Source organism: Pseudomonas petrae (assembly GCF_021728295.1).
GTDB lineage: Bacteria > Pseudomonadota > Gammaproteobacteria > Pseudomonadales > Pseudomonadaceae > Aquipseudomonas > Aquipseudomonas petrae.
Window position 1 is genome coordinate 382,845 of the sequence record NZ_JAKJXE010000001.1, and the last position, 22,529, is coordinate 405,373.

Annotated in this window: 14 protein-coding genes and 2 tRNA genes; 6 read left to right on the forward strand and 10 right to left on the reverse strand. The window is 61.1% G+C overall.

The window, feature by feature from the left end; all coding sequences use genetic code 11:
- Window positions 1-26 precede the first annotated feature (26 nt).
- Complete coding sequence (locus L4G42_RS01600) at window positions 27-989, reverse strand: NAD(P)H-quinone oxidoreductase (protein WP_237254067.1); 963 nt, start codon at window positions 987-989, stop codon at window positions 27-29.
- 145 nt (window positions 990-1,134) lie between these two features.
- On the opposite strand from L4G42_RS01600, the gene L4G42_RS01605 reads away from it, so the two are divergent.
- Entirely contained in the window at window positions 1,135-3,216 is a 2,082-nt protein-coding gene (locus L4G42_RS01605; protein WP_237260464.1) for a carboxy terminal-processing peptidase, read from the forward strand.
- 120 nt (window positions 3,217-3,336) lie between these two features.
- On the forward strand, window positions 3,337-5,127 hold the full coding sequence (locus L4G42_RS01610; RefSeq protein ID WP_237254065.1) for a bifunctional diguanylate cyclase/phosphodiesterase: 1,791 nt from the start codon (window positions 3,337-3,339) through the stop codon (window positions 5,125-5,127).
- 673 nt (window positions 5,128-5,800) lie between these two features.
- Here the strand turns inward: L4G42_RS01610 and L4G42_RS01615 are convergent.
- The 5 genes from L4G42_RS01615 to L4G42_RS01635 form a co-directional block, all read right to left on the reverse strand.
- A complete protein-coding gene (locus L4G42_RS01615) occupies window positions 5,801-6,175 on the reverse strand; it encodes a hypothetical protein (RefSeq protein WP_172611137.1) in 375 nt (124 codons plus the stop codon).
- Window positions 6,172-6,534, reverse strand: coding sequence for a helix-turn-helix domain-containing protein (locus L4G42_RS01620; protein ID WP_237254064.1), 363 nt, complete (start codon window positions 6,532-6,534; stop codon window positions 6,172-6,174). Before L4G42_RS01620 ends, L4G42_RS01615 begins: the two co-directional genes overlap by 4 nt.
- A gap of 145 nt (window positions 6,535-6,679) precedes the next feature.
- Window positions 6,680-7,129 carry a YkvA family protein gene (locus L4G42_RS01625; RefSeq protein WP_237254063.1) on the reverse strand — a complete coding sequence of 150 codons (450 nt, stop codon included), beginning with the start codon at window positions 7,127-7,129 and terminating at the stop codon, window positions 6,680-6,682.
- Between the two features lie 429 nt (window positions 7,130-7,558).
- Window positions 7,559-8,347 carry a BamJ family beta-barrel-assembly machinery protein gene (locus L4G42_RS01630; RefSeq protein ID WP_237254062.1) on the reverse strand — a complete coding sequence of 263 codons (789 nt, stop codon included), beginning with the start codon at window positions 8,345-8,347 and terminating at the stop codon, window positions 7,559-7,561.
- Between the two features lie 192 nt (window positions 8,348-8,539).
- Entirely contained in the window at window positions 8,540-12,346 is a 3,807-nt protein-coding gene (locus L4G42_RS01635; RefSeq protein ID WP_237259132.1) for a bifunctional nitrate reductase/sulfite reductase flavoprotein subunit alpha, read from the reverse strand.
- A gap of 785 nt (window positions 12,347-13,131) precedes the next feature.
- On the opposite strand from L4G42_RS01635, the gene nirB reads away from it, so the two are divergent.
- Both nirB and nirD read left to right on the forward strand, forming a co-directional pair.
- A complete protein-coding gene (nirB, locus tag L4G42_RS01640; RefSeq protein WP_237254061.1) occupies window positions 13,132-15,693 on the forward strand; it encodes a nitrite reductase large subunit NirB in 2,562 nt (853 codons plus the stop codon).
- A complete protein-coding gene (gene nirD / locus L4G42_RS01645; protein WP_237254060.1) occupies window positions 15,690-16,067 on the forward strand; it encodes a nitrite reductase small subunit NirD in 378 nt (125 codons plus the stop codon). Before nirB ends, nirD begins: the two co-directional genes overlap by 4 nt.
- A gap of 641 nt (window positions 16,068-16,708) precedes the next feature.
- On the opposite strand, the gene L4G42_RS01650 is transcribed toward nirD, so the two are convergent.
- Together L4G42_RS01650 and L4G42_RS01655 are read right to left on the reverse strand one after the other, a co-directional pair.
- Window positions 16,709-16,785: transfer RNA gene (locus L4G42_RS01650), tRNA-Asp, on the reverse strand.
- Window positions 16,786-16,804: 19 nt separating this feature from the next.
- Window positions 16,805-16,880: transfer RNA gene (locus L4G42_RS01655), tRNA-Val, on the reverse strand.
- A 158-nt stretch (window positions 16,881-17,038) separates the two neighbouring features.
- Between L4G42_RS01655 and rdgC the strand changes: the two genes are divergently transcribed.
- Window positions 17,039-17,959, forward strand: coding sequence for a recombination-associated protein RdgC (gene rdgC / locus L4G42_RS01660; RefSeq protein WP_108122056.1), 921 nt, complete (start codon window positions 17,039-17,041; stop codon window positions 17,957-17,959).
- Between the two features lie 158 nt (window positions 17,960-18,117).
- Window positions 18,118-19,080, forward strand: coding sequence for a bile acid:sodium symporter family protein (locus L4G42_RS01665; protein ID WP_237254059.1), 963 nt, complete (start codon window positions 18,118-18,120; stop codon window positions 19,078-19,080).
- A gap of 160 nt (window positions 19,081-19,240) precedes the next feature.
- On the opposite strand, the gene L4G42_RS01670 is transcribed toward L4G42_RS01665, so the two are convergent.
- Window positions 19,241-21,112: an MFS transporter gene (locus L4G42_RS01670; protein WP_237254058.1), complete on the reverse strand. Its 1,872-nt coding sequence runs from the start codon at window positions 21,110-21,112 to the stop codon at window positions 19,241-19,243.
- A gap of 146 nt (window positions 21,113-21,258) precedes the next feature.
- Entirely contained in the window at window positions 21,259-22,395 is a 1,137-nt protein-coding gene (locus L4G42_RS01675) for a TDT family transporter (protein ID WP_237254057.1), read from the reverse strand.
- Between the last annotated feature and the right edge of the window lie 134 nt (window positions 22,396-22,529).

The following is a 22,529-nucleotide window of genomic DNA, read 5'->3' on the forward strand; positions in this document are numbered from 1 at the left end:
GGAACAGATACAGGAGAAAACGCAGGTCACACCAGACTGTCGTCGATCACCAGTATCACCTTGCCCGACACCTGATTGGTCGCCAGCTCCGCGTAGGCCGCTTCGGCTTCGCTGATCGGAAAGCTGCGCGCCAGCTGCGGCTTGAGGCGGCCTTCGCTGAACAGCGGCATGACGTGCTGCCCCAGATCGCTAAGCAGGTCGGCCTTGAACTGGTCGTCGCGGCTGCGCAGGGTCGAGCCCAGAATATGGATGCGCTTGCCCAGCACCTTTGCGAAATCCAGCTCGGACTTGCTTCCGCCCATCAGCCCGATCAGCACCAGACGACCGTCCACGCCGAGCACTTTCAGATTCAGCGCGGCGTAGTTGGCGCCCACCGGATCAAGAATGACGTGGAACGGCGCGAAGTCGTTCAGCGCATCCAGGTTCTCGTTGCGCAGCACACCGCCCTGAGCGCCGAGCGCTTCGCAGTACGCCAGCCGCTCCGCCGAGCCCACGGTGACCCAGACCGGGTTGCCGAACGCCTTGCACAGCTGAATGGCAGCTGAACCAACTCCACTTGCCCCGGCATGCAGCAACACTTTTTCGCCGGGCTTGAGGCCGGCCAGCTGGAACAGATTCAGCCAGGCGGTGGCGTAGACCTCGGGAATCGCCGCCGCTTCGTGCAGCGAAATCCCCTCGGGCACCGGCAGCACATGCCGGGAGTCGACCACCACTTCTTCGGCCATCGCCCCGCCTGCAACCAGCGCGCACACGCGGTCGCCGACTTCCCAGGCGGTGCCCGGACCGACCTCGGCAATCACCCCTGAACATTCCATCCCGAGGATTTCCGTGACACCTGGCGGTGGCGGGTAATGCCCCGAGCGTTGCAGCAAATCCGCACGATTGAGTCCGGCCGCTGCGACCTTGATGCGGACTTGTCCTGCATCCAGAGTCGGCGATGGCTCTTCAACCCATTCCACACGACCTTCAACGCCTTGCAATGCTTTCACGGTGCCTCCATAGTGAGTCTTGACTGAGCCCGATGTGCCTCACGGCCATTGGGCTTTTTGCATTATGCGACCGTGTTCTGACCGAACCGGCGACCTCCAAAGACGGCCTAATATGCGTTATCAATTGTCCCCGCGTCGAATCAGCATGAAGCATTTCTTACCCAGCACCACCCTTGCATTACTCATTGGCCTGACTGTCCTGCCAATGTCGGCCAGTTCGTTCGCCGCCAACAGCTGGGATAATCTTCAACCTGATCGCGATGAAGTCATCGCCAGTCTGAATGTCGTGGAGCTGCTCAAGCGCCACCATTACAGCAAGCCGCCGCTGGACGACAAGCGTTCGGAAATCATCTATCAGAGCTACCTGAAACTCCTCGATCCTGCGCGCAGCTACTTCCTCGCCAGCGACATCGCCGAGTTCGACAAGTGGCGTTTCCAGTTCGACGACTTTCTTAAAAGCGGCGACTTGGCCCCAGGCTTCACTATCTATAAGCGTTATCTGGACCGCATCAAGTCGCGTCTGGATTTCGCCCTGGCGCAGCTGAGCAAGGGCGTCGACAAGATCGACCTGAACACTCAGGAAACCTTGCTGGTTGATCGCAAGGACGCGCCATGGGCCAAGAACGAAGCCGAACTCGACGACCTCTGGCGCAAACGCGTCAAGGATGAGGTTCTGCGTCTGAAGATCGCGGGCAAAGACCCGGCGAAGATTCAGGAAACCCTGACCAAGCGCTACAAGAACCAGCTCGCGCGTCTGGGCCAGACCCGCAGCGAGGACGTGTTCCAGGCATATCTCAACACCTTCGCGATGTCCTACGATCCGCACACCAACTATCTGTCACCTGACAGCGCGGAAAACTTCGACATCAACATGAGCCTTTCTCTTGAAGGGATCGGCGCTGTCCTGCAGAGCGACAACGACAACGTCAAGATTGTCCGCCTGGTTCCGGCCGGCCCTGCCGCGAAGACAAAGCAAGTGGCAACCGCCGACAAAATCATCGGCGTCGCCCAGGGCGAAAAAGAGATGGTCGACGTGATCGGCTGGCGTCTGGATGAAGTGGTCAAACTGATTCGCGGTCCGAAGGGTTCGGTCGTGCGTCTGGAAATCGTCCCGGCCAGCAATGCGCCGAGCGACCAGACCACCAAGATTGTTTCGATCACCCGCGAAGCCGTGAAACTCGAAGAGCAAGCGGCCAAGAAGTCTATCCTGCACCTGAATCAGGACGGCAAGGATTACAAACTGGGCGTTATCGAGATTCCTGCTTTCTACCTGGACTTCAAGGCCTACCGCGCCGGCGATCCCGAGTACAAGAGCACGACCCGCGACGTCAAGAAGCTGCTGACCGAATTGCAGTCCGAGAAAGTCGACGGCGTGGTCATCGACCTGCGTAACAACGGCGGTGGTTCGCTGCAGGAAGCCACCGAGCTGACCAGTCTGTTCATCGACAAAGGCCCGACCGTTCTGGTACGTAACGCCGACGGCAAGGTCGATGTGCTGGAAGACGAGAACAGCGGTGCGTTCTATAAAGGCCCGATGGCGCTGCTGGTCAACCGCCTCTCGGCCTCGGCTTCGGAGATTTTCGCCGGCGCCATGCAGGATTATCACCGCGCGCTGATCATCGGTGGCCAGACCTTCGGCAAGGGCACCGTGCAGACCATTCAGCCGCTGAACCATGGCGAACTGAAACTGACGCTGGCCAAGTTCTACCGGGTTTCCGGTCAGAGCACCCAGCATCAGGGCGTGCTGCCGGACATCGGTTACCCGTCGATTATCGACACCAAGGAAATAGGTGAAAGCGCACTGCCTGAAGCAATGACCTACGACACCATCAAGCCGGCGATCAAGCCTGCGGTGGATCCGTTCAAGCCGTTCCTCGCCCAGCTGCAATCGCGTCACGACGTGCGTTCGGCCAAAGACGCCGAGTTTGTCTTCATCGAAGAAAAACTCGCGCTGGCGAAGAAGCTGATGAGCGAAAAGACCGTCAGCCTCAACGAAGCCGAACGCCGCAAGCAACACGCCGACATCGAGAGCAAGCAGCTGGTGATGGAGAACGTGCGTCGCAAGGCCAAAGGCGAAGAGCCGCTGAAAGAGCTGAAGAAGGAAGACGAAGACGCGCTGCCTTCGGACGACGACAAGACCAAACCCGAGGATGACGCCTACCTGGCTGAGACCGGGCGTATCTTGCTCGACTATCTCGGCTTGAGCGGTTCGGTGGCGAAAAAGTAAAACAGCGTGAAACGTGACGAAATGATGGCAAATCGTCATCAAATAGTCATAAAGCTGTCGTGAAATAGCGGGGCTCGACGCCACAAGCGTCCAGCCCCTTTTTCTTGCCCCGAGATTGCCATGACCGTGACTGAACAGCTGGGCGCTCTGAGTTCGATCCTGACTCACGGCGACTTGCACAGCCTGTTCCAACCGATTGTGTCGCTATCGGATCGGCGCATTCTCGGCTACGAAGCCCTGACTCGCGGTCCTTCCAACAGCGCGCTGCATTCCCCTTTGAGCCTCTTCGCCGTGGCCCGTCAGGCCGGGCGCCTGAGCGAACTGGAACTCGCCTGCCGCGAGTCGGCCTGTCGTCGCTTCAGTCAACAGAAGCTGGAGGGCAAGCTGTTTCTCAACATCTCGCCCGAGTCGCTGCTGGAAGCATCCCACCCGCCGGGGCGCACCTTGCAGCTGTTGCAGCGCTACGGCATACCGCCAAGCCGCGTGGTCATCGAGCTGACCGAGCAGACGCCGACCGATGACTTCGGCCTGCTCTACAACGCGCTTTATCACTACCGGGACATGGGCTTTTCCATCGCCCTCGATGACCTGGGCGCGGGGTATTCGAGCCTGCGGCTGTGGTCCGAACTACGCCCCGATTACGTGAAGATCGACCGGCATTTCATCGATGGCATTCATCAGGACGCGGTCAAGCGCGAGTTCGTCGGCTCGATGCTGCAAATGGCCAAGGCGTCGCGGGCGCTGGTGATCGCTGAAGGCATCGAGTTGCAGGAAGAGCTGGCCGTCTTGATCGACATGGGCGTCGAGCTGGTTCAGGGCTATTTGCTGTGTCGTCCGCAGGAGTTTCCGCCCCGTGACGCCCGTGCGCTGCTGCCGAAAATCGACCCGGCTGCCGCGACCTTGACCGAAGAAACCAGCGACCTCAGCGCGCTGCTCAACGAGCTGCCGGCCGTGGTGCAGACCACGCCCACCGCCACAGTGCTGGAGTCGTTTCGCAAGCAGGCCAATCTCAACTCCCTGGCGGTGCTGGACGAGCAGCATCAGCCCATCGGGATTGTCCACCGCCATTCGCTGTCGGACGTGCTGCTGCAGCCGTTCGCCACCGAGCTGTACGCGCGCAAGCCGATCAGCCGGTTGATGAGCGATGACTTCCTGGCCGTCGAGCTGAGCCAGTCGCTGCAGCAGGTCAGCCGGCTGATCACCAGCCGCGCGCGGCAACGCATCGAAGAAGATTTCATCATCATGCAGAACGGCGCCTACCTTGGGCTGGGCCGGGTGATCGATGTACTGAAGCTGATTACCGAGGTGAAGATCCAGCAGGCGCGCTACGCCAACCCGCTGACCCTGCTGCCGGGCAACGTGCCGATCCAGCAGTGCCTGACCCGGTTGTTGCAGCAGGGCCGCGAGTCGATGATCTGCTACGTGGACATCGACAGCTTCAAGCCCTTTAACGACATCTACGGCTACGGGCGCGGCGACGAGGTTCTGCTGTGTCTGGCGCAATGCCTGAACGACCGCATCGACCCGAGTCGAGACTTTGTCGGCCACATCGGTGGTGATGACTTTCTGATGGTGCTGGGCTCGGACGACTGGCGCAAACGCTTGAACATGTTGCTGGAAGACTTCCAGAACCAGTGCCGACGCTTCTACCGCGCCGAGCATCTGGAGGCCGGCTGCTTCGTGGCGCTCAACCGCCAGGGCCAGCGCCAGGAATTCCCGCTGCTGTCACTGTCCATTGGCGTCGTGCACCTGCATCCTGAAGTCTGCACGACCCTCGATGCCAGCCAACTGGCCGAACTGGCTTCCCAGGCCAAGCACCACGCCAAAGAGGTGGTGGGTGCGAGCGTGCATGTGATCAATACGCTGGAGGCGGAAGTCATGGCGGTGTTGAATCAGGCGGTGTTGGGGTGACCGACAGGGTTCGCCAGCAAGCCGGCTCCACAGGTTTTGTGCCTGACGCGGAAATCCCGGTCCACGGAAATCCAGTGTAGGAGCGCGTTTGCCCGCGAATGCGGTCTGCCTGTGCCATCCATTTCGACTGACCCACCGCCTTCGCCAGCAAGCCGGCTCCTTGGTTTTGTGTCTGACGCTGAAATCCCGGCCAAGGAAGATCCGGTGTAGGAGTGAGCTTGCTCGCGATCGGCTGCGCAGCAGTCGTGAAACCTGACGCCCCGGTTACCGCTGACACACCGCGTGCACGGGTCTGCTGCCGCTTCGCGCCAGATCGCGAGCAAGCTCACTCCTACAGTTTGATCCCCGGCCGGCGAGGAATGGGCGGCAGATCACATATCACGCAAAGACATGCACGGATTTGGCGTCATACCCCGACCGGTGTAGGAGCGCGCTTGCCCGCGATCGGCTGCGCAGCAGTCGTGAAACCTGACGCGCCGGTTACTCCTGACACACCGCGCTCGCCGGGTCTGCTGCCGCTTCGCGCCAGATCGCGGGCAAGCGCGCTCCTACAGTCTGATCCGCGGTGGGCGAGGAATTGGCGGCATCGTTTAACGCGCGTCCGCATGAGCGTAGGAACGTTCGGGTATGCGCCCGAATTCGGATGTGGCCTGTCAGCCACCCGATCTGCTACTTACTCCGGCTTCACCGGCTGCGGATACTCGAACTCAAACACCCGGGCGACTTCCGAGGCGTGCCAAGAGGCAGCAGCGATGCCGTCGGAGGGGCCGGAGAAACGGCCGAGGCGTTCGACGCATTCGAAGAATCCGGTCCGAGGCAGGCGGCTGGCGCCCTGACTGATCACCAGCGCGCTGCGCAACGGCTGCTCGGCGCGGGCGTCGAGGGCGGCGAGGTGTTCAAGGGCGGCGGTCAGGGTTTGCATGGCGGGGGTGGGTAACTGCAACCGCTCCAGCAACGCGCGATACGTCACCAGATGACGTTGGCGACGGGCCAGGTCCAGTTCGGCGAGCAGCCCGTCCCAGTGCTGGCGACTGATGCGCACGCTCATGCTTCACCCCGCCAGCCCGCAACACCCAGTTCCCAGGCCAGACTCCGGCGAATAGCCGCGTCCGGCTTACGGGCGCCGCTTTCAATCAGGTCCAGGTAAGAGGGGCTGATGCCGACGGTGCGCGCCAATTGCGCCACTTCCAGGCCCTTGGCCTCGCGCAATGCACCCAACTGAGATAAAGAAGGAAGGTCTGCAGCGCCAGCGGACGAGGACTGTTCAAACTCGGCCTCGGTGTGGATCACCGGCCCGGACTCCGGACCACGCGCAACACCCGCCGCGCGCAACAGGGCCTGATACTGCGCCCATGGGACCACCGCATATTCCGGCTCTCCATCGCGCGAAATAACCTGAAGATCCATACCACCCCCCTGTAGGACTAAAACACGCTTTTACGTAGTCTTTTTCTAAGTATGGGCGGCATCTTAACAGCGGTTGGCTGCGACTTGCGTGTGTGGAATCACTGGAACGCTGGTGGCGTCAATGAAGAGCCGCACAAATCCGCCTTCAAATCTTTTTCTCGTGCTCCAGCAAGACAGGCGTCGCCGGCAAACGCTCAACCACCGCGAGCTTTTCCGGGTTCTGCAACGCGCGCCAGGCACGGAATGCGCTGAGTTCGGCTTCGAGGTGCTTCATCACCCACGCCAGCACCGCGATGTCGTCCAGCATCCCCAAGCCGGGAATCCAGTCAGGAATCGCATCCAGAGGGCTGAGGAAATACATCAGGCCGGCCACGATCGAGAGAATCGCCTTACCGCTGATGGCGCGATACTCCCCGCGCCAGTAGGCCAGGCACAACGCTTGAAGCAGTTTCAAATCGTCCTTGATCTTGCCCAGCCGACCGCCCTCACTGGCCGTTTTGCCTGCAACGGCAAACAGCAATGCGGGCAAGCGACCTGCCGCCATCAAACGCTTGGCCATGGGCAGATAACGAATGAGATTCCAGGGTGCTTTCATATCCACTCCACGATTACCGATAAAAATCGACCTGCTGGCTGATTGCGTAGGTCGAAGCAGCCTACTGACTCGTGCGTCAATTCCGCACCCAAAGGTTATCCACACAAATTGTGGATAACCTTGTGAACAGACCCTCTTTTCGGGGCCGGAACGCCCGTGCTACCGGGTCCGGACTTAGATCGCGCGTTTTTTACACACATAAAAACCCGCGAAAACCGTTGACTCGACAGGCCTGTGGCGCTAGCCAAGGACGAATCAACGCCCCAGTGAACGCCCCCGCAGCCTCCGACAAATCCCGGCTTAAAGCACGCTGACTGACCGACATGGGACTCTGGCCGTCCCAGCCGGTTCGATCAAATCGGCCCGGAAATGAAAATGCCCCGTCGAGACGGGGCATTTCTTTCAAGCGGTAATCAGTCTTTCGAACGATTACTTCTTGGCGGCTGGCTTGGCCGGTTCGGCTGCCGGGGCAGCCTCTTCTTCTTCATCGGCGCCGGCAGCAGCATCATTGGCGCCTGCAGCTGCAGGGTCCTTGATGCCCAGCAGTTCCAGGTCGAAGACCAGAACCGAGTTCGCCGGGATCATCGGGCTAGGGCTTTGTGCGCCGTAGGCCAATTCGCTAGGGATGTAGAGTTTGACCTTCTCGCCTACGTGCATCAGCTGCAGACCTTCGACCCAACCCGGGATCACGCCACTGACCGGCAGATCGATCGGGCTGCCGCGTTCAACAGAGCTGTCGAACACTTTGCCGTCAGTCAGCTTGCCTTCGTAGTGAACGGTCACGACATCAGTCGGCTTCGGTACTGGACCGTCGGCCTTCTTAATGATTTCGTACTGCAGGCCGGAAGCGGTAGTGGTGACTTCCTTACGCTTGCCGTTTTCTTCGAGGAACTTCTTGCCAGCGGATGCCGACTCTTCACTCATTTTGGCCATGCGCTCTTCAGCGCGTTTTTGCAGGTCGCCAAACGCTGCAACCAACTCTTCGTCTTTGAGCTTCTGCTCTTTCTTGCCAACGGCGTCTTCGATACCCAGCGCTACCGCTTTGGAATCCAGATCGTCCATGCCTTCCTGAGCCAGGCTTTTGCCCATGTTCAGGCCGATGCCGTAAGAGGCTTTCTGGGCCGGTGTTTTCAGCTCAACGGTGCTGGCTTGCTTGTCACAGCCCGCGAGTACCAGACCGACCAGGGCAATCGCCGCTGCCAACCGATGCTGTTTCATTCTGTTTCCTTGTTCATGCGCCAATAGGGCAAACGAGTAAAGCCGCGAGCTTATCAGGCTGCCGCGATCAATGGCTACCGGCATGAGAGGGAGAAAAGGCGGATAAGTTCAGGTATCCAAAGGTTTTCTTGTTTGATCGAGAAATCCGTTCAGTTGGGGTTCAGCGGCCAACCACAGGCTGAGCGAACGGCACTAATAAACGTCCCGCACATAGCGCTTCTGCTCAGTCAGAAAGCGCAACTGCTCGGCGGCTTTTTCCAGGCTGACGCCACCCTGTTCGCTGATCACACGACGCAAGGCCTGATCGACATCCCGCGCCATGCGCGTGGCATCGCCGCAGAGGTACAGGTGCGCGCCCTCCTCCAGCCAGCGCCAGAGTTCGGCGCCCTGCTCGTATATGCGCTGTTGAACATAGATCTTTTCCGCCTGATCCCGGGAAAACGCCAGGCTCAGCCGGGTCAGCAGGCCGTCCTGCTGCATGCCTTGAAGCTCGTCGCGGTAGTAAAAGTCGGTGGCCTGATGCTGCTCGCCGAAGAACAGCCAGTTACCGCCCCGATCGCCCCGTGCGCGCCGCTCCTGCAGAAACGCCCGAAATGGCGCCACGCCGGTGCCCGGGCCGATCATGATCATCGGCACATCGCCATCGAGCGGCGGGCGAAAATGCCGGGTGGGTTGCAGGAAAATCGGCACCTCGCAATCGCCCGCACGATCCGCCAGGAAGGTCGATGAAACGCCTTTGCGCAGGCCGTAGCGCACGGCGGAAACCGTGAGATGGACTTCATCGGGATGCGCCTTGGCGCTCGACGCGATGGAATAAAGCCGCGGTTGCAGCGGCTTGAGATGGTTAAGCCATTCGTCCGCAGAGCAGGCAATCGGAAACTCGCGCAGCACGTCGGCCAACTGCCGGCCCCACAGCCAGTCCTTCAACTCGCCTTTGAAGGGTTCGGTCAGCAGGGTTTTCAAATCATTGCTGCCGTTACGCTCGGCGATGAATGCCAAGGTCTCTGCGCCAGGTCGCGCGATTTCGAATTGTTCGGCCAGCGCCTGACGCAGCGGCACGTCGGTCGCCTTCAGGCCAGGCACCGGTTGCTCGGCGTTAAGGCCCGTGAGCTTGAGCCACTCGTTCACCAGCTCGGGGCAATTGCGCGGCCACACCCCCAAAGCGTCACCGGCTTCATAGGTCATGCCCGAGCCATCAAGGGTCAGCGCCAGTTGCCGCGTATCCTTGGCGGCACCGTCCGCATTCAGTCGCCGATTAAGCGACAAACGCGCGTGATGGGGCTGTGTCCGTGAAGGCTGATTCCCGGAAACCGGTGCGTTATCGGTAATTGACGGGGTAGGAAGATTCAGCGACAGCGCCTGCTGCAACCCTGTGAACCAGTTGTCTGCGTGGGCCTGATATTCGCCGTCGCAATCGAGTCTGGGGAGCAGTGAAGAAGCGCCCAGGTGGTGCAGGCGGTGGTCGAGGTTTTTGCCGTGCTGGCAGAAGCTGTCGTAACTCGAATCACCCAGCGCCAGAACGGCATAGCGCAGCGACTCAAGACGCTCTTGCCGAGCAGCCAGCGACTGCCAGAATCGTTGCCCGTTGTCGGGGGATTCGCCGTCGCCAAAGGTGCTGCTGATCAGTGCGACGTTCTGCAGCTGGTCCAGACGCTCCGAGGGAAAACTGTCCATGGCCGCCACCTGGACCGCCACGCCGGCAATCTTCAAATGGTCGCCGAACTGCCGGGCCAACGCTTCGGCATTCCCGGTTTGTGACGCCCAAAGCAGCGTCAACAGAGGCGCAGGGGCGTGTGCTGTCTGCGTCTCGATCCCGGTCTCGGCTTGGGGCAAATCAAGGAAGCAATGCCCGATCAGCTCGACCTTGCGCAAGGCGACCGCACAGCACTTGAATTCGGGCTGACGGGAAATCAGGTCGACGGCGTCGTTGGTCACCGCGTTGATCGCCAGCTTTTCGCCGTATACGTCATTCCAGTGAAAGGGCGCGAAGCAGTTGCCCGGCAGCACGCGGTCGCTGATCACCGCAGGCAACACCGCCAGGCCTCGTACGGAACGGATTTCCACGCCATAGCCTTCGCGGATGCCCAGCGCAAGGGCATCGTCGGGGTGCAGTTCGACGAACGGCCGCGCATTGAGCGCGTTCAGTGTCGGGACTTTCCCGGTCTTGGTCAGCGTGTGCCACTGGTGTTGCAGGCGGCCGGTATTGAGCACCATGGGAAATGCATCGTTGGGCAGTTCAGCCGGCGCCATGTGCGGGCGTGGGAAAAATACCGCTTTGCCGTTTGCAGTGGGGAAAAGGATCGCAGGACGTGTCGCTGCCTCAACGGGTCGTGCGTCGGTATCGCTGAGGTAGCGAATCGGGTTGCGCACGCTGTCGTCATCGGGCGCGCACGGCCACTGCACCGGTTGGTCCCGCAGGCGCGCATAGCTGGCGCCGCGAATGTCGTAACCCGTAGCGGGGTTCCATGCCTGTTTGATTTCTTCGAACACCTCCTCTGCCGAGGCGTAACTGAAGGCGTCGGCGAAACCCATTTCACAGGCCACTCTGGCGATGATCTGCCAGTCCGGCAAGGCCTGGCCCGGCGCAACGACGGCTTTCTGCGTCAGATTGAGGGTGCGCTCGGAGTTGATCATCACCCCGTCTGCTTCGGCCCATAGCGCGCCCGGCAAAAGGATGTCGGCGTAGCGATTGGTTTCGGTGTCGAGGAAGGCGTCCTGGGTGATGACAAGCTCGGCGGTTTTCAGGGCGTCGATGACCGTGGTGCGATTGGCCACGCTGGCCACCGGGTTGGTGCAGATGATCCAGCAGGCCTTGATCACGCCGTCGCGCATCTGTTCGAACAGGTCGATGGTGCCGCCGCCGGGCTGGTGCGGGATGCTGCCCTGCGGGATGCGCCAGAGGTCTTCGATGAAGCGGCGGTCGGCGTCCACTAAAGCCGAGCGCTGTCCGGGAAGTCCTGGGCCCATGTAGCCCATTTCCCTTCCGCCCATGGCATTCGGTTGGCCGGTCAGGGAAAACGGACCGCTGCCGGGCCGACAAATCGCCCCGGTTGCCAAGTGCAGGTTGCACAGCGCATTGGTGTTCCAGGTGCCGTGGGTGCTCTGGTTCAGGCCCATGGTCCAGCAACTCATCCACTCGGGCGCTGCGCCGATCATGCGCGCGGCCTGACGAATGTCGGCTTCGGCCAGGCCGGTGATCTGCGCGACGTAAGGGGGCGTGTACTCGGCGAGGAATTCGGGCATGACGTCCCAGCCCTGGGTGAACGAGGCGATGAAGTCGACGTCGGAGTCGCCGTTCTCCACCAGTAAGTGCAACAGGCCATTGAGCAGCGCGAGGTCGGTGCCCGGTTTGATTTGCAGGAACAGGCCGGCCTTTTCGGCGGTGGCGCTGCGCCGGGGATCGACGACGATCAGTTTCGCCCCGGCCTTGACCCGGTCCATCATGCGCAGGAACAGGATCGGGTGACAGTCGGCCATGTTGGCGCCGATCACGAAAAACAGATCGGCCTTGTCGAAATCGTCGTAGGACCCGGGCGGGCCGTCCGCGCCCAACGAAAGCTTGTAGCCGCTGCCCGCGCTGGCCATGCACAGCCGCGAGTTGGACTCGATATTGGCAGTGCGCACGAAGCCTTTGGCGAGTTTATTGGCCAGGTATTGCGCCTCCAGGGACATCTGGCCCGAAACATAAAACGCCACTGCGCCAGGGCCGTCGCGGTCCAGAATCCCACGCAAGCGCCGGGCGGTTTCGCTGATGGCTGCGGCCATTTCAGCACGCACCGGCTCGTGGCTGCGCTGATGGCGGATGTACGCCGACTCCATCCGCCCCGACCCGGCAATCGCCTGGCCGCAGGTGGTGCCTTTGGTGCACAGGCGTCCGAAATTGCTCGGGTGCGTCTTGTCGCCGACGACCTTGATAACCCGGTTGTCTTCGACCTGCATGACGATGCCGCAACCGACACCGCAATAAGGACACACGCTCTTTACGCTGCTGCTCGCCATATTCCGTTTCCTGAAAGCAAAAAAAGACGCCCTGTTCTCAGCCGTTGAAAAACGGAGAGCACACGGCGTCTTTGTCGTGAATATGGCAATCGGCGTTGATTGCCTGTGGGCACGATGTTGCAAACGGCAGGCCAGCGTGGGGCAATACTGCGTCTATAAAAACGCGCTCAGTTGGCAATTGCCCCTGGCAGTCCGGATTGCCGACGGCAGCGATCTTGAGTGCGCCACCGCTGGCTAGCCAAACGGCTCCGGGGCGGGGGAATGCTCAGCTTCACGATGGGGCGGTCTGAGCGAAATCGCACTGTTTTTGTGCCGATTCAGGCTGACTCAAATCCCGCTTCTGTGCGGCAGCGTGTAGGAGCGCGCTTGCCCGCGATCTGGCGCGCAGCGGCAGCAAACACGGCGAATGCGGTCCGTCTGACACAACCAGGGTGTCTGATTTGGCTGCCGGTTCCCGGCAGATCGCGGGCAAGCGCGCTCCTACGCCCTGCGGGCAGAATCAAGAGCAGAACGTGCCGTACGCGGGCGTGATTGACTCACCCATAACCGGCTGGCACAGCCATTGCTACGTCTCTTATCAAGTCCAGCTGAACACGCGGTTGGCAGCCCTGGCCGGTCAACGCGGACCGCCAGCCGTCCACGGCATCGGGCTCACCAGGTTGGCGTCGACACTGTGGTCGCGCGGCAACCCCTAAAAGAACAGGCAAAGGCGCCTGGAACCGAGAGGTTCCGGGCGCCTTTTTTTTGCTTTCGAAAAACCTGATTGGCCTTGGCCGGGACTCGATATGACCACCACAGTCGCCCCACTCAACGACGTCCAAACCTTGATCGTGATCGGCAACGGCATGGTCGGTCACCACTGCGTCGAGCAGTTGATCGCCGCCGGTGCCCTTGAGCGCTATCGCATTCATGTGTTCGGTGAGGAAGGCCAGCGCGCCTACGATCGCGTGCACTTGTCCGAATACTTTGGCGGTCGCGACGCCGAGTCATTGGCAATGAGCGCTGCTTCTTTATATGAGCAGGCCGGGCTTGCGCTGCACTTGGGCGTGCCGGTGCTGGAAATCGACCGGGCGCGGCGCGAAGTGGTCACCGCCAAGGGCTGCTTCGGTTACGACAAGCTGGTGCTGGCGACGGGTTCGTACCCTTTCGTGCCACCCATCGAAGGCGCCGAAGGCAACTCGCAGCTGGTCTATCGCACGCTGGACGACCTCGACACCATCCGCGCCGCCGCCAGCCAGGCAAAACGCGGCGTGGTGGTCGGCGGCGGGCTCTTGGGACTGGAAGCGGCCAACGCGCTGAAGTCGCTGGGCCTGGAAGCCCACGTGGTAGAATTCGCGCCACGCTTGATGCCGGTGCAGCTGGATGACCACGGCGGCGCCGCCCTGAAAGCACGCATCGAAGCACTGGGCGTGGGCGTGCATCTGTCTCGCGCGACGCAATCCATCAGCGCGGGTGAGGAATACCGCTACCGAATGAATTTCGCCGGCGATGAATTCCTCGAAACCGACCTGATCGTTTTCTCCGCCGGCATACGTCCCCAGGACGCCCTCGCTCGTCAGTGTGAACTGGCGCTGGGCCCGCGCGGCGGCATCGCCATCGACGAACATTGCCGCACCAGCGACGCTGACATTTTCGCCATCGGCGAGTGCGCCGCCTGGAACGGCAGCGTTTTCGGCCTCGTCGCGCCGGGGTATCAGATGGCGCGCAACGTCGCGGCGCAGTTGTGCGACCTGGCCGCCGAGCCATTCTTCGGCGCGGACATGTCGACCAAACTCAAATTGCTCGGCGTCGACGTCGGCTCCATCGGCGATGCCCATGGCGCGTTGACGGGCGCGCGCAGCTACCGGTTTATCGACGAGGCCACCGGCAGTTATCGCCGCCTGGTGGTGTCCGCCGATGGCAAACAGGTGCTCGGCGCCGTGCTGGTGGGCGACAACAGCTATTACGACACCTTGCTGCAATACGTGCAGAACGGCATCAAGCTGCCCGCCGATCCGTCGAGCCTGATCCTGCCCCACAGCGATGGCGCGCCAACGCTTGGCGCCGATGCCCTGCCCGCCACGGCAACCATTTGCTCGTGCCACAACGTCAGCAAGGCCTCGATCTGCTCGGCCATCGACGGCGGTTGCACCGATCTCGCCGGGCTCAAGGCCTGCACCAAGGCAGCCACCGGGTGCGGCGGTTGTGCGACGCTGCTGAAAAGCGTGTTCGAGCACGAGCTGATCGCCCGCGGCGTTGCCGTCGATAAAAGCCTGTGCGATCACTTTCCCTTCACGCGTCAGGCGCTGTACGCCTTCGCCCGCGTGGAAAACATCGAAAGCTTCGACGAGATGCTTGCCCGCCACGGCGAAGGCCATGTGGGTTGCGACATCTGCAAGCCCACCGTCGGCTCGATCCTCGCCTCATGCTGGAACCGGCCGATCATGGATCCTTCGCTGGTGCCGCTGCAGGACACCAACGACACGTTCATGGCCAACATGCAGAAGAACGGCACGTATTCGGTGGTGCCGCGCATCCCGGCGGGCGAAATCACTGCGGACGGCTTGATCGCCATCGGCGCGGTCGCGAAAAAATACGACCTGTACACCAAGATCACCGGCGGCCAGCGCATCGACCTGTTCGGCGCGCAGTTGCATGAGCTGCCGGACATCTGGGCCGAGCTGATCGCCGCCGGGTTCGAGACGGGTCATGCCTACGGCAAATCGACGCGGACGGTGAAGTCCTGCGTCGGCAGCACCTGGTGCCGTTACGGAGTGCAGGACAGTGTGCAAATGGCGCTCAACATCGAGGACCGCTACAAGGGCCTGCGCTCGCCGCACAAGCTGAAGTTCGCGGTGTCCGGCTGCACCCGTGAATGCGCTGAAGCCCAAAGCAAGGACATCGGCGTGATCGCCACGGAGAATGGCTGGAATCTGTACGTATGCGGCAACGGCGGCATGCGCCCGCGCCACGCCGAGCTGTTCGCCACCGATCTGGACGATGAGACGCTGATTCGCTACATCGACCGCGTGCTGATGTTTTACATCCGCACCGCTGACAAGTTGCAGCGGACGTCGGTCTGGCGCGAGTCCCTTGAAGGCGGGCTGGATTTTCTGAAAGCCGTGGTGATCGACGACAGCCTGGGGCTCGCTGCCGAACTGGAGGCGCAGATGCAGTTGGTGGTCGACCGTTATGAATGCGAGTGGGCGAACGCGCTGAACAGCCCGGAGAAACTCAAGCGTTTCCGCACGTTCGTCAACGACAAGGGTGCTGACCCGGACATTCATTTCGTCAAGGAGCGCAGCCAGCGTCGTCCCGCTCGCGCTGAAGAGTTGAATCTGATTGCTGCTGTGGAGGTTGCACGATGAGCCTGGCCAATGCTGCAGTGAGGGAGATGCCGAAGACTCAGGTGTGGCGCGCGGTCTGTGCGCGTGAGGATCTGGTGCTGAATTCCGGCGTGGTTGCGCTGGTGGGCACTGCGCAGGTGGCGCTGTTTTATGTGGCATCCATTGGTGGCGCGCCGCAGTTGTTTGCGGTGGACAATCGCGATCCGGTCACGGGGGTGAATGTGATTGGGCGGGGGTTGATTGGCAGTTTGGGCGGGGACCTTGTGATCGCTTCGCCTTTGTATAAGCAGCATTACCGACTGGTGGATGGCATGTGTCTGGAGGACGCGGCACTGCGGCTGCGGACCTGGCCGGTTCGGCTGGTGGGGGATGTGGTGGAGATTGATGTGGGGTAAGTCGTTCAGGCTTTCAGATTCAAGGGCGTCGGCCTAACGGCCTCTGGTTTCGCCTTCGGCGAGTTACTTGGGAAAAGCACCCCAAGTAACCAAGGGTGCTTGCTCTCGGTTGGGCCCTTCCTTCGTCAGGGTTCCTTCACTCCGGCCTCGCTCCGTGGGCCCGCGCCGAACGAACATCCATGTCCTGACGGCGCTCTCGCGGCATCCATGCCGCTCGGCCCACTGCGCGAGACCTGCCTTCAGCCTGCACCCAAGTCGCGATTGGCGGTGTCTGGACTTTTTGCGTACGAAGAGCAGGAGCAGATCAAAAGCAGATCAAAAGCTTCCCGGCTAAAGCCGGTCCCACAGTCGGGGTCACCGCCGATCCTGCTGGATGCACGCGCTGCTTTTAGTGGGACCGGCTTTAGCAGGGAAGAGGCCGGTGTGAGCACCATCAGCTTGCGGGTTATTGATCGTTTGTTGATCGTTCCCACTGAATGAACGCGATGCTTTTCGTAGGACCGGCTTTAGCCGGGAAGAGGCCGATGTGGGTACCGTCTGGTCAGATCAGCCGCAGCCACCAAATCCCAGGCACAAAAAAAGCGACCCTAAGGTCGCTCTCTTTGTCGTTACGAGGAGTTCAAGGGCCTCGTAACTCAATATGGCGCAGCGGACGGGACTCGAACCCGCGACCCCCGGCGTGACAGGCCGGTATTCTAACCGACTGAACTACCGCTGCGCGTAACACTTGAAACGAATGGTGGGTGATGACGGGATCGAACCGCCGACATTCTGCTTGTAAGGCAGACGCTCTCCCAGCTGAGCTAATCACCCTTCGCTTCGGTGTCGCGCGCATTCTACGGAGCGATCAAAAAGCTGGCAAGCACTTTTTAAAATAATTTTATAATCCTTCCAAAGGCTTACATCAGGGTTGGCCGCAGGGGCGCAGCAGCGAATAATGCCCCCCTTTGTATAGAGGAGAGATGTACCCCATGTGGTTCAAAAACCTGCTTGTCTATCGCCTGACCCAGGACCTGCCATTTGACGCCGAGGCGCTGGAAACCGCGTTGGCGACCAAGCCTGCACGTGCCTGTGCCAGCCAGGAGTTGACCACTTACGGTTTCATCGCCCCGTTCGGCAAGGGCGAAGACGCGCCACTGGTGCACGTCAGCGGTGATTTCATGCTGATCTCGGCGCGCAAGGAAGAACGCATCCTGCCCGGCAGCGTGGTCAACGATGCATTGAAAGAGAAAGTCGAAGAGATCGAGACCGAGCAGATGCGCAAGGTCTACAAGAAGGAACGCGATCAGCTCAAGGATGAAATCATCCAGGCCTTCCTGCCTCGCGCCTTTATCCGTCGCTCGGCCACTTTCGCCGCCATCGCCCCCAAGCAAGGCGTGATTCTGGTCAACGCTTCCAGCCCGAAGCGCGCCGAAGACCTGCTGTCGACCCTGCGTGAAGTGGTCGGCTCGTTGCCAGTGCGCCCGGTGACGGTGAAAACCGCGCCAACCGCGGTCATGACCGAATGGGTCAAGACCAGCCAGACCGCCGAGCACTTCTTCGTGCTGGACGAGTGCGAACTGCGCGACACCCACGAAGACGGCGGCATTGTGAAGTGCAAACGTCAGGACCTGACCAGCGACGAAATCCAGCTGCACTTGAGCACCGGCAAAGTCGTCACTCAGCTGTCGCTGGCGTGGCAGGACAAGCTGTCGTTCGTGCTGGACGACAAGCTCGGTATCAAACGCCTGAAGTTCGAAGACCTGCTGCAGGATGAAGCCGAGCAGAACGGCGGCGACGATGCGCTGGGTCAGCAGGACGCCAGCTTCACCCTGATGATGCTGACGTTCGGCGAGTTTCTGCCGCAACTGATGGAAGCACTGGGCGGCGAAGAGATTCCCCAGGGGATCTGATTCACATCCCACCGTGTAGGAGCGCGCTTGGTCTGGGCCGCATCCGGACGAATGCATTGTGTCAGTCGCCATTAATGAGTCTGATAGATCCCATTCGCGGGCAAGCGCGCTCCTACAGGTTTCGTGTCCACTTCATACCAATAAGAAAGGAGCAGGCCATGCGTGCCCTGGCTGCGTTGAGTCGTTTTGTCGGTAATACCTTCGCGTACTGGGTGCTGCTGTTCGCCGTGCTGGCGTTCCTGTTCCCGTCCTGGTTCATCGGCCTCAAGCCTTTCATCGTGCCGTTGCTGGGGCTGGTGATGTTCGGCATGGGCCTGACCCTCAAACTCGATGATTTTTCTGAAGTCGTGCGCCATCCCTGGCGTGTGGCTCTGGGCGTGGTCGCGCATTTCGTGATCATGCCCGGCGTGGCCTGGCTGCTCTGCCAGCTGTTTCACCTGCCGCCGGAAATCGCCGTGGGCGTGATTCTGGTCGGCTGCTGCCCGAGCGGCACGTCGTCCAACGTCATGACCTGGCTGGCGAAAGGCGATCTGGCGCTGTCGGTAGCCATCGCCGCCGTCACCACCCTCCTCGCCCCGCTGCTGACCCCGGCGCTGATCTGGCTGCTGGCGTCGGCGTGGCTGCCGGTGTCCTTCATGGAAATGTTCTGGTCGATCCTGCAACTGGTGATGCTGCCGATCGTGCTCGGCGTCATTGCTCAACGCCTGCTGGGCGCCAAGGTGAGTTTTGCCGTCGACGTGCTGCCGCTGGTGTCGGTGGTGAGCATCGTGATGATTGTTTGCGCGGTGGTGGCAGCGAGTCAGGCGAAGATCGCCGAATCGGGCTTGTTGATCATGGCCGTGGTGATCCTGCACAACAGCTTCGGTTTTCTGCTGGGTTACTTCACTGGCAAGCTGTTCAAACTGCCGCTGGCCCAGCGCAAGTCGCTGTCCCTGGAAGTCGGCATGCAGAACTCGGGCCTCGGCGCCGCCCTGGCCGCCGCGCACTTTTCGCCACTGGCGGCGGTGCCAAGCGCGCTGTTCAGCGTCTGGCACAACATTTCCGGTGCGCTGCTTTCGACGTACTTCAGGAAGATGGCGCCGGATGCGGTGGTGACCGAAAAAAAGCCGATTGCCGGTTAACCGGACCAGTCCCCGATTCTGCGTCGAACACCGGTGCCGGTTGTACACCGGCCCGACGGCCAACACAGAACCCGGCGGCTCCTACAGTTCATGGCCAGCCAGCACATTTTGCGCAAGTTAAAGCGTCAGCCTTCGCATCACGCGAAGGCTACGGCGCCTGCTAACGCACCGCCCCCCGCAATTGCGCCACCTGCTGGCGCACGAGCGCCGGTTGCGATTCCTCTCCGGTCAACGCCGGCCCGGCCACCAGGGTCACTCGCGACCACAGCCTGCGGAACACGCCCTTGTTCGGGTCGCGGCTGAAGAAGCTGCCCCACAAACCCTGCAGCGCCAGCGGAATCACCGGCACGTCGGTCTCCTGCAAGACCCGGGTCATGCCGCTTTTGAAGGTGTCGATCTCGCCGTCGGTGGTCAGCTTTCCTTCCGGAAAGATGCACACCAGCTCGCCTTCCTTGAGGTAATGGGCGATGCGCTCGAACGCCTTGTCGAACACCGCCTTGTCCTCCTTGATTCCGGCAATCGGGATCGCGCCCGCCGTGCGGAAGATAAAATTCAGCACCGGCAGGTTGAAGATCTTGTAGTACATGACGAAGCGGATCGGTCGGCGCACAGACCCGGCAATCAACAGCGCATCGACGAACGAGACATGGTTGCAGACCAGCAACGCCGCGCCCTCATCAGGGATCAGGTCGAGGTCGCGATGCTCCACGCGGTACATGGAATGGCTGAGCAGCCAGATCATGAAGCGCATGGTGAACTCGGGCACGATTTTGAAGATGTAGGTGTTGACCGCGATGTTCATCAGCGACACGACCAGGAACAGCTGCGGGATCGACAGCTTCACCACGCTCAACAGCACGATCGAAACGATCGCCGAGACCACCATGAACAGCGCGTTAAGGATGTTGTTGGACGCAATGACCCGCGAGCGTTCCTTCTCCGGCGTCCGCGACTGGATCAGCGCGTACAGCGGCACGATGTAAAACCCGCCGAAGACGCCGATGCCGAGGATGTCCAGCAACACCCACCACGCCTGCCCGTAACCCAGAATCGCCAGCCAGTTGTTGGCCTGTACGTTCTGCGGGAAATCGCCGGAATGCCACCATAGCAGCAGGCCGAACACGGTCAGGCCCATGGAGCCGAACGGCACCAGGCCGATTTCCACTTTGCGCCCGGACAGTCGTTCGCAGAGCATGGAACCGGCGGCGATGCCGATGGAGAACACGGTCAGAATCAGGGTGACGACCGTTTCATCGCCGTACAGAAAGTCCTTGGCATAGGCCGGGATCTGGGTCAGATAAATCGCTCCGACGAACCAGAACCACGAGTTGCCCACGATAGAACGCGACACCGCTTTGGTCTGCCCCAGGCCGAGTTTAAGGGTGGCCCAGGATTCGCTGAAGATGTTCCAGTTCAAGCGCATTTCCGGCGAAGCGGCCGCTGCTGGCGGAATGCCCCGGCTGGCCAGATAACCCAGACAGGCTACCGAGACCATCGCTGCCGCCACGATGGGCGCGTAATGGGTCGCCGACATCATCACCCCCGCGCCGATGGTGCCGGCCAGGATCGCCAGAAAGGTGCCCATTTCCACCAGGCCGTTGCCGCCGACGAGTTCGTTCTCATGCAGGTGCTGGGGCAGGATCGAGTACTTCACCGGCCCGAACAGCGCCGAGTGGGTGCCCATGGCGAACAGTGCGGCCAGCATCAGCGACAGGTGATTGAAGAGAAAGCCCGCGGCCCCCACGACCATGATCACAATCTCCAGGACCTTGATCATGCGGATCAGCTTGTCCTTGGGGTATTTCTCGCCGAACTGCCCGGCCAGCGCCGAGAACAGAAAGAACGGCAGGATGAACAGCAAGGCGCAGAGGTTGACGTAGATGGACCGGTCGCCGTCGATGCTCAGCTTGTAAAGAATGGCGAGGATCAGCGACTGCTTGAAGATATTGTCGTTGAACGCCCCGAGGGACTGGGTCACGAAAAACGGCAGAAAGCGCCGCTTACCCAACAAACTGAACTGCGACTGGCTCATCTTCCCTGGTCCTGAGTGGCGCCGATGTCGGCTTTCGGATGGGAACGCCGAACGGCGGTTCCGGGCCACATTGAAGACGACACCGACGGCAAAGTCGAGCACGCGCTCCAACGCATACCCCGTTTGAGCGTGCGCGCTATCCAGCGTTAGCCAGCGATGCACGGCGAAACGAACAGCTCGCCTTTATAGGCCCCGGTCACGGTGCGCTTCATGATCATCAGCCACAGGGCCGTCAACGCAGCGACCAGCACGCTGCCCAGGACCGAAAAGAACCCGAGATGAAGCACAGCGCCCAGCTTCAGGGTGGTCAGCGCGAACACGCCCAGCGGAAAGGTAAAACCCCACCAGCCCAGATTGAACGGGATGCCGTTGCGCAGATAACGCGCGGTAATCAGTACCGCCATCAGGCACCACCACAGGCCGACGCCCCATAAAATCACACCGCCGATCAGGCCCAGGCCCGAAGCAATGTCGCCGACGCCGGGCAGACCGTTTCCGCTGAAGATCAGCGGCGAATCGGCGCCCAGCACGATCAGGCCGAACGCGCCGGTACTGATCGGCCCAAGGGCCAGCCAGCTCGACGCGGCCATGCTTTCGTGGGGCAATTTGTGCAACGCCATGCGCAGCAAAAGGATCGTCAGCACGCTGAACGCCACCGGCACCGACATCGCCCACAGCACATAACTGGTGATGAGCACGCTGAACTGACTGTGAGAATCGGACAGGTGCGGCGCCAACAGCCCGCCGCTGACCGCAGCCACTTCACAGGCCACCAGCGGCAGAAGCCGGACGGCTGTCATCTGATCGATGCGGTGCTCCTGGCGGGTGAACATCAAAAACGGGATGGCCACGCCGCAGACCAGCGACATCGCCACGTCCAGCCACCACAACAGTTCGGCAACCGGCAGCACGGCATTGCCCCAACGCGGCAGGCCGAAGGTAAGCAACCCATTGATGAGCGTCGCCAGGCCCATGGGAATCGTGCCGAAAAACATCGACACCGTGGAATGCCCGAACACCCGCCGCGCCTCGTCGAAAAACATCACCCAGCTGGCGATATAGAGCGCACTGAAGGTCAGGAACAACACAATGTTGAGCATCCACAAGGCTTCGGCCAACTGGAACAGGCCGGGGATGGTGACTGGAAGTTGGGTCAGTACCGCTGAAAAAATGCCGGTGCCCATGGTCGCGGCGAACCAGTTGGGGGTGAATTGGCGGATGACTTCCCGGGGATGGCTCAGTTGGCTGAAGGGTCTTCGCGGGATGAAAAGGGCGTGGGTCATGGCGGGCTCCTGTCCTCGTGTGAGGTGCTTCCCATACTAGAGCGGGAACTGATATCGACTAAGCGGGTAATTTCGCTATACCTCATAGATTTCCCCGATATGAACCGACTTGCAGGAGCCGGCTTGCTGGCGGA